This is a genomic window from uncultured Senegalimassilia sp. (assembly GCF_934632265.1).
Taxonomy (GTDB): domain Bacteria; phylum Actinomycetota; class Coriobacteriia; order Coriobacteriales; family Eggerthellaceae; genus Senegalimassilia.
The window spans coordinates 1-8211 of sequence record NZ_CAKTYH010000088.1; the positions used below are offsets into that span (position 1 = coordinate 1).

An 8211-nucleotide genomic window follows, 5' to 3' on the forward strand; every position below is an offset into this window, starting at 1 on the left:
ACCGAACTTGATCTGCTCGACGGCGACGGTGTCGTTCTCGTTGATGATGGGCACCACGCCCAGCTCCAGCAAGCGCAGAAGCGTGTTGCGGGCGTGCAGATACGCATGACGGTCGGCAGTATCGCGACGGGTCAGCAAAACCGTCGAAGTGACGATACCGTGGGCCGCGAACGCCTCGGCATACGCCGTGGCCAAAGCCGACTGCCCCACCGATGCCGCAGCCTGCAGGCTCGGCATGTCGCTGGGGCGCTTCTGGATGCCCAGGGCCTCAAGGCCGCACGCGATGGCGGCCGACGTCACGATGACGGGCTGCCAACCGGCGGCCCGCACCTTCGCGATCTGGTCGGCAAGCGCCGCCAGGTACTCGTAATCGATGCTGCTCTCCGACGTGGTGAGCGTCGAAGAACCGATCTTTATGACCAGGCGCCGTGCAGCGCCCGCCTTAGCATCCAGCTGCTCCATTAGATATCAAGCTCCTCGAACAGATCGGCGGCCGTCCTGGTGGATTCGAACTCGAAGGCGCGCCCGCAGATGCGGATCTCGTCGCCATCGACGGCGCCTGCCTTCTCGAGCGCCTCCTCGACGCCCACGCGCTTGAGGCGATGCTGCAGAAACACCACAGCCTCCTCGTTTTCCCAATCGCACTGCACCACCATGCGCTCGACCTGGGTGCCCACCACGCGGAACACGCCCTCGGAGAGCTTGCGAACGGTGAAGCGCTTGTCGCGGGCCTCGCGCTTAAGCTCCCAGACGTGCTCGTACTGCACGTCGGATGCCTCGGCCTGGCGAGCCTGCTCGCGATGCTCGTGGACCTGGTTGGCGATTGCGGCTTTCAGGCTGTCCACGCCCTCGCCGGTGAGCGCGCTGATGCAGTACACCTTCGGGTCGATGGGGCTGGGGGCGAACTCGTTGCCGCCGGCAGCGGCAATGGAATCGGCCTTAACCTGCGCCTTCAGACGCTCAAGCGCCTCCTCGGTGCCCGCAACGTCGATCTTGTTCGCCACCACGATGCGCGGGCGCGCCGCCAGCTCGTCGGCGTAAAGCGCCAGCTCGTTGTTGATGATCTTGTAATCCTCGAGCGGGTCGCGGCCCTACCAGTCGCCGGTAAGGTCGACCACGTGCACGATGAGCGCCGTGCGCTCGATATGGCGGAGGAACTCATGCCCCAGGCCGCGTCCTTCGTGCGCGCCCTCGATGAGGCCGGGGATGTCGGCCACGACGAAGCTCAAGTCACCCGAGCGCGCCACACCCAGGTTGGGCACAAGGGTGGTGAACGGGTAATCCGCGATCTTCGGACGGGCCGCCGAGATCTTCGAGATGAGCGAGCTTTTGCCGGCGGAGGGCATGCCCACGAGCGCCGCATCTGCCATGAGCTTCATCTCGAGCTCGATCCAGCGCTCCTGCGCAGGCTCGCCGAGCTCGGCGAACGCCGGCGCGCGACGCGTGGAGGTGACGAAGTGGATGTTGCCGCGGCCGCCCATGCCGCCGTCGGCCACGGTGATGCGCTCGCCGTCGTGGGTGAGGTCGGCCATAAGCTCGCCGGTTTCCTTCGAATCCTCGAAGTACTCGTGGACCACGGTGCCTACCGGCACCTTGAGCACCAAGTCGTCGCCCGTGGCGCCGTGCATGCGGCTACCCTTGCCGTGCGTGCCGCGCTCGGCCTTGAAGTGATGCTTGAAGCGGTAGTCGATCAGCGAAGAAACGCTGGCATCGGCTTCAAGCACCACGTTGCCGCCATGACCGCCGTCGCCGCCGTCGGGACCGCCCTTGGGAACATGGGCCTCACGGCGAAACGACATGCAGCCGGCGCCGCCGTCGCCGCCCTTGACGTGGATTCGGACCTTATCAATGAACACGATGTGACCTCCATCGGTTTTCGGATTGCGTGTATCGCCTGATTGTATACGAAAAAAGCCCCCTGCAAGGCAGGGGGCTTTGCGAATGCATAGATGCCACGCACACGCGTGCGGCTTGTGCTACGCCTGGGGGCGGACATGCACGCGACGCTTCACGCCGCGCGTGAACTCCAGCGTGCCGTCGCACAGAGCGAACAGCGTGTCGTCCTTGCCACGGCCGACGTTGTCGCCGGGATGGAACTTGGTGCCGCGCTGACGGACGATGATCTGGCCCGTCTTGATCTGCTGGCCGGCGAACATCTTCACGCCCAGTCGTTTTGCGTGGGAATCGCGGCCGTTACGGGTAGAACCGAGACCTTTCTTATGTGCCATTTCATTCCCTCCTTACAATTAAGCGATGGACTTGATTTCAACGCGCGTGAGCTGCTGGCGATGGCCGCGCAGCTTCTTGTAGTTCTTGCGCTTCTTGAACTTGAACACCAGCTGCTTGGGGCCCTTGAACTGCTCGACGACCTCAGCGGTGACCTTCTTGGCAGCTGCCTTGGCCGGATCGGCCTCGACGGTGGCACCGTCGACGAAGCAGATGACCGGAAGCTCGACGGTGGCGCCGACCTCGGCGTCCAGCTTCTCGATGTTGAGCTTGTCCCCGACGGCAACCTTGTACTGCTTGCCGCCCGTTTTCACGATTGCGTACATGTTTTCTCCTACTTTCGAAATAAACGCAAGGCGATAGCTTAGCAGCGCGACCGTAGCAAGTCAACGAAGCGATCCTATGCACAGTCTCCGCGTATCATCGCACTTATTTCCGTTGCGCCTCCTCGGGCACAACATTCGATATGATACCAGATGTTGTGGACACACGCGGCGGCGTTGCCGGGTTTTCCCGCATTACCGCTGCGCTTCACGGAATGCCCACAAGCTAGTGCGCTTCAGCCCAGGTATCGGCCGCCGAGATGTCGGCGAGCAAGGGCACCTTGAGCTCCGCCACATGCTCCATGACATCGCGGACCATGGCCGAGAGCGCCTCCACTTCCCCATCGGGCACGCTAAAGTCCAGCTCGTCGTGCACCTGCACGAGCAAACGGGCCTTGAAGCCCTCTTCCATAAGGAGCTGCTGCACCTGGCGCATGGCAAGCTTGATGATGTCGGCGGCGCTGCCCTGCATGGGATGGTTCATGGCGGTACGCTCGCCGAAGCCGCGCGTGTTGCCGTTGGCGGCGTGCAGCTCGGGGATATGGCGCTTTCGCCCGAACATGGTTTCCGCATAGCCGTTGGCGCGGGCCTGCTCGACCGTTTCATCGAGATAAGCGCGCACGCCGGGGTGCACCTCGAAGTAGCGGTCGATCATGCCCTTCGCCTCGGCGATGGAGATCCCTAAGCTCTGCGCCAGGCCGAACGCCTGCTGGCCGTAGACGATGCCGAAGTTCACCGCCTTGGCGCGGCTGCGCTGCTCGGGCGTGACCTGGTCGATGGGCACGTCGAACACGCGCGACGCCGTGGAGGCATGGAAGTCGGCACCGCTGGTGAACGCCTGGACGAGCGCTTCGTCGCCTGAAAGGTGCGCGAGCAGACGCAGCTCGATCTGCGAGTAGTCCGCCGAAAGGAACTTGCAGCCCGGCTCGAGCGGGATGAAGCACTCGCGGATGTGGCGCCCGAACTGCGTGCGCACGGGGATGTTCTGCAGGTTGGGGTCCGAAGACGACAGGCGCCCGGTGGTGGTGACGGTCTCGTTGAAGCTGGAGTGCACACGCCCGTCGCCGGCGCGCATGCGCGGCAGCGCGTCGATGTAGGTGGACTTGATCTTCGCCAGCTCGCGATAACGCAGCACAAGGGCGGGAAGCTCGTGGATCTCGGCAAGGTCTTTGAGCACCTTCGCGTCGGTGGAATAGCCGCGCTGGGTCTTCTTGCGCGCGGGCAGGCCGAGCACCTCGAACAGGATGCGCCCGAGCTGCTTGGGGGAATCCACGTTGAACTCCTGACCGGCAAGCTCGAAGATCTGCGTGCGCAGGCTTTCGATCTGCCCGCCCGTGGACGCACCCAGCTGCGCGAGGCGCTCGACGTCGATGGCCGCGCCCGTGCGCTCCATGATGGCGAGCACCGCCACAAGCGGCAGGTCGATGTCGAAATAGGCGCGCTCGGAACCCTCGTCCTTGAGGGCGCGCGTCAGCGGGCCGACCAGCGCGCGCGCCGCGGCGGCCTGGGCGGCTGCACGCTGCTCGTCGGTTTTCGCCTCGGGCAGCACGCCTCCCATATAGGTATCGAGCAGCACGTCGTAGGTGTACTCGGACACCGACGAGTTCAAAACGTATCCGGCAAGCCCCAGGTCGAAGGCGCGCATGGACATGAGCTGCCCATCATCGACCAGCGCGGGAAGGGCGTTGTCGGCGGGATAGACGCGATGCGCGGCCTCCTTCACGTCGAGCGCGGCGAAGCTGCCGCCGGCAATCAAACGCGCAAGCTGGGAGAACGCGGCATCATCGGTAAACACGGCGCAGCTCTGCGAAGCGGACACCGCCACAACCGACCCGCCGCCGAACAGCGACTCCTGCTCGGGGTCGACGATGGCCACGCCCACCTGCTCGCCCGATTCCAAAACCGCATCCACAAGCTTCTCGGCCTCTTCGCCGCGCAGCACCTGGCCTACCTCGATGGCGGCGGACTCGCGCTTGGGGGCCTCGCCCACCAGCTTGAGCACGCGCGTCAGATGAGAGTTGAAACGATACTTGGAGAACGCCTCGGTGACGGCCTGCGCGCTGAACGCCGGGAACGCCGCGCCCTCAAGGTCCAGGGGGAAATCCAGGTCGCGCACGATGGTTGCCACCTTGCGGCTGGTGAACGCCGCCTCGCGGTTTTCCTCCATGCGCTCCTTCTGCTTGCCGCGCAGCTCGTCGATATGCTCGTAGATGCCCTCAAGGCTGCCGTAGGCGCCCAGCAGCTTCGCCGCGGTCTTGTCGCCCACGCCCGGCACGCCGGGGATGTTGTCGGAGCTGTCGCCCTTAAGGCCCAGGAAGTCGGGGAACTGCGAAGGCTCCACGCCGTAACGCTCGCGCACCTCGCCGGGGCCGTAGATGGCCACATCGGTGATGCCCTTGCGCGTGGTGACCACGTGCGTGAGCTCGGAGCACAGCTGGTAGACGTCCTTATCGCCCGAGACCAACAACGTGCGATAACCCAGCTCCTCATCGCGCGCCGCAACGGTGCCCAGGATGTCGTCACCTTCCCAGCCCGTCACGCGCACCACAGGGATGCTCATGGATTCGAGCAGCTCCTCGATGATGGGGAACTGCGCCTTCAGGCCCGGGTCCATGGGAGGACGCTGGGCCTTGTACTGCTCGAGCGCCTCGGTGCGGAACTTCGGGCGCCCGGCATCGAAGGCGCACACGATGGCGTCGGGATTGGAGATGTCGATGAACTTGAGCAGCATGGCTATGAAGCCGAACACCGCGTTGGTGGGCGTGCCGTCGGGGGCGTTCATGGTCGGCGGCACCGCATGGAAGGCGCGGTGCATCAACGAGTTGCCGTCGATGACGGCCACTTTCTTCTCAGGCATAAGGCTTCCTTCAGGTTGGTTGCGCTTTCCCTCCATTATATAAGCGGCGAAGGGAAAGCGGCGCCAACCGCATCAGACAAGCACGCTTGCCGGCTACGCGCTCCAAAGGTAGCCGACGCCGCGCACCGTTTCCAGATGTTGCGAAAGCTCGGGACCGAGCTTGGCGCGCACGCGCCTGACGTGCACGTCGACGGTGCGGCTGCCGCCGTAGTAGTCGAAGCCCCACACGCGGCGCAGCAGGGCATCGCGGCTGTAGGTGCGGCCCGGATGGGTGACCAGGAACGCCAGCAGCGCGTATTCCAGGTACGTGAAATCAAGCGGCTCCCCGCCCACCGTGACCTGGTACGTGGCCAGGTTGATGGTCATATTGTCCACCGTCACGAAATCGGTCGAGGTGCTCTCGTTGCCCGGCCACAAAAGCTGGCGGATGCGCGCGGCGCACTCCTCGCACCCGGCGCCGTGGACGACGAAATCGCTTTTCACCTGCACCGGAAGACGGAACTCGGAAAGCTGCGCCTCGTTGACGATGACCAGCAGAGAGGCCGACCCATCTTCGAGCAGCACCGACTCCACCTGCGACAAGGTTGCCAGCGCATCGGCGCGCGCCTCGTAGATGACCAGGTCATAGGAAGGATGCTGGGACAGCAGCTTCTTGAACTGCACCGAAGACCCCGCCGCGACATCGACGTCCAGACCCGAAAGCACCTGCTGGAACTTGTGGGCGTTATCAAGGCTGTCGGCGATGAATATGACCGTTTTCCTCATTGTTAGCGCACCTCCTTACGTCGCATCCCGCGCACCTCTACAGAACCGCCAGGTAGCGGTCAAGCTCCCAGGTGGACACGTTGGACTGGTACTCGTCCCATTCGGCCTGCTTGGCTTCCACCAGGTAATCGCAGATGTGGTCGCCCAGGGTTTCGCGCATGAGCTTCGAGGCGCTGAACAGCTCGACGGCCTGGCCAAGGCTTTCGGGAAGCGTGCGGAACCCTTGGCGGCGCAGCTCCTGGCGCGATTGGGTGAACAGGTCGCGATCCTCGACCGGCGCCGGGGGCTCAAGGCCCTCCTCGATGCCGGCCAAGCCAGCTGCCAGCATAACCGCGAAGGTGAGATAGGGGTTGGCGCTGGGGTCGGGGCTGCGCAGCTCCAGGCGGCACGCCATCTCACGGTTGGGACGATAGCCGGGCACGCGCACGAGCGTGGAGCGGTTGGCGCGGGCCCAGGAAAGGTAGATGGGTGCCTCGCCGCCGGCGAGCAGGCGCTTGTAGGAGTTGACGCAGGGGTTGGTGATCAGAGCGAACTCGGGCGCGTACTTCAGGATGCCCGCGAGGAAGCTTTTCGCGGTGGCCGACAGATGATAGCCCTGCGGGTCGTCGGGGTCGAAGAACACGTTGCCGCCATCGAAATCGAACAGGCTCATGTGCACGTGCATGCCGCTGCCAGGCGCATCGGAAAGGGGCTTGGGCATGAAGGACGCGTACACGCCGTGCTTCATGGCGATCTCCTTCACCACCAGCTTGTAGGTCATGACCGCATCGGCCATGGACAGGGCATCGGTGAAGCGAAGGTCGATCTCGTGCTGGGAGGGGCCGTTCTCATGGTGGCTGTACTCCACGGGGATGCCCATCTTCTCAAGGGTGAGCACCGTGTCGCGTCGCAGGTCGCTGGCGTAATCCAAGCTGGTCAGGTCGAAATAGCCGCCGCGGTCCAAAAGCTCGGTGCCTTCGGCGTCCTTGAAATAGTAGAACTCCACCTCGGGGCCGACGTTGAACACATACCCCATGTCCTGGGCCTTGCCCACCACGCGCGCGAGCACATGGCGCGGATCACCTTCAAAGGGCTTGCCGTCGGGTGTGCGGATATCGCAGAACATGCGGGCGACGGCGTTGCTCTCAGGGCGCCACGGCAGCACCTGGAACGTGGAGGCATCGGGGAACGCCAGCATGTCGGATTCCTCGGTACGGCAGAAACCCTCGATGCAGCTGCCGTCGAAGCCCATGCCGTCGGCGAAGGCGTCCTCAAGCTCGCTGGGGATGACGGCGAACGATTTCATGCTGCCGAGCACATCGGTGAACCAGAAGCGCACGAAGTGCACATCGCGGCTTTTGATGGTTTTCAGAACGAAATCCTGTTCCGGGTTGGAAGCCATGAACGGTTCCTCCTTCGCGCGCCAGGCCATGCGGCGGCGCTGATCCTGACAACTTCTTAAAGGATGATTATATCAGCGCATGTTGCCAACACGTTACGCGCCCGAAGCATTGTCGAGGCCGATCGCAACGCAACGCATCGGCAGCGCGACGCTTGGCCGATTCCTGCCCGCAGATACGGAAAAGGCCGCCTGAATAGGCGGCCTTGATACCGTTTGATGCCCTTCAACACAAGCTTGCGCACGACATAGCGCGCAACGCCCGCTAGAGCGAGGGAGCGAAGGCCCTAGGACCTGCGGACGCGCTTGTCCACCAGTCGTGCGACCAGGTCGCCGATGGACTGGAACACCTGCACGAGCACGATGCACAGCACGATGGAGGCGATCATGACGTCGCCCAGGTAGCGCTGGTAGCCGTAGCGGATGGCGATGTCGCCGATGCCGCCCGCGCCCACCGCGCCGGCCATGGCGGTATAGCCGAACAAGGTGATGACGGTGATGGAGGCGCCGCGCACCAGGCTGGGCAGGCTTTCGCGCAGCATGACCTTGCACACGATCTGCCAGGTGTTCGCGCCGAAGCTTTGCGCGGCCTCGCCCTTCTCGCCGCGAAGCTCGAGCGGGAAGGTGACGTTGCGCAAGACGGTGCGCTGCTGGAACAGGCT

6 protein-coding genes and 2 pseudogenes are annotated in these 8211 nt (G+C 64.2%); all 8 read right to left on the minus strand.

Annotation, left to right across the window (positions count from 1 at the left end; genetic code table 11):
• Positions 1 to 462 (minus strand): annotated as a pseudogene (locus Q0H50_RS07015) (glutamate 5-kinase); the annotation flags it as partial.
• Positions 462 to 1799: pseudogene (gene obgE / locus Q0H50_RS07020) on the minus strand (GTPase ObgE). The pseudogenes Q0H50_RS07015 and obgE, both read right to left, overlap by 1 nt.
• Before the next feature lie 177 nt (positions 1800 to 1976).
• On the minus strand, positions 1977 to 2228 hold the full coding sequence (rpmA, locus tag Q0H50_RS07025; protein ID WP_042433844.1) for a 50S ribosomal protein L27: 252 nt from the start codon (positions 2226 to 2228) through the stop codon (positions 1977 to 1979).
• An 18-nt stretch (positions 2229 to 2246) separates the two neighbouring features.
• A complete protein-coding gene (gene rplU, locus Q0H50_RS07030) occupies positions 2247 to 2552 on the minus strand; it encodes a 50S ribosomal protein L21 (RefSeq protein ID WP_042433842.1) in 306 nt (101 codons plus the stop codon).
• Between the two features lie 223 nt (positions 2553 to 2775).
• A complete protein-coding gene (gene polA, locus Q0H50_RS07035) occupies positions 2776 to 5406 on the minus strand; it encodes a DNA polymerase I (protein ID WP_294420854.1) in 2631 nt (876 codons plus the stop codon).
• A 93-nt stretch (positions 5407 to 5499) separates the two neighbouring features.
• Positions 5500 to 6171 carry a winged helix family transcriptional regulator gene (locus Q0H50_RS07040; RefSeq protein WP_294420856.1) on the minus strand — a complete coding sequence of 224 codons (672 nt, stop codon included), beginning with the start codon at positions 6169 to 6171 and terminating at the stop codon, positions 5500 to 5502.
• Between the two features lie 37 nt (positions 6172 to 6208).
• Entirely contained in the window at positions 6209 to 7552 is a 1344-nt protein-coding gene (locus Q0H50_RS07045) for a glutamine synthetase family protein (protein ID WP_294420858.1), read from the minus strand.
• Between the two features lie 284 nt (positions 7553 to 7836).
• On the minus strand, positions 7837 to 8211 hold a 375-nt coding region (locus tag Q0H50_RS07050), incomplete at its 5' end, for an ABC transporter permease subunit (RefSeq protein WP_294420860.1).